This window comes from Hoeflea sp. BAL378, assembly GCF_000759435.1.
In the GTDB taxonomy this organism is placed as follows: domain Bacteria; phylum Pseudomonadota; class Alphaproteobacteria; order Rhizobiales; family Rhizobiaceae; genus Hoeflea.
Genome location: NZ_JRJG01000255.1, coordinates 1 through 344, shown reverse-complemented (window position 1 = coordinate 344; position 344 = coordinate 1). Strand labels below are relative to the sequence as shown.

Below are 344 nucleotides of genomic sequence, written 5' to 3'. Positions count from 1 at the left end.
CGCGCGAAGGCCGGATCGAGATGGCGCATTGCTACGGGCTCACCGAGGCCGGCACCTTCGCCACGCTCTGCCGTCCCTACGAGGTGTTCGAGAACTGGGGTTCGATCGGCCGGGCAATTCCCGGGGTGGAGCTCGCGCTGCTCGACGACGAGGGCCAGCCGGTGCCACGCGGCGAGCACGGCGAGATCTGCCTGCGCGGTCCGCAGATGTCGGGCTACTGGCGCAATCCCGAGGCCACCGCCGAGATGATGCGCGGCGGCTGGCTGCACACCGGCGACGTCGGCGTGATGAACGAGCGCGGCTTCCTGTGGATCGTCGACCGCAAGAAGGACATGATCCGCTCC

At 69.2% G+C, this 344-nt stretch carries 1 protein-coding gene; it reads left to right on the top strand.

Annotation, left to right across the window (positions count from 1 at the left end):
- Positions 1-344, top strand: a 344-nt coding sequence (locus LL06_RS25895; protein ID WP_035533922.1) for an AMP-binding protein, incomplete at both ends; no start/stop codon positions are given.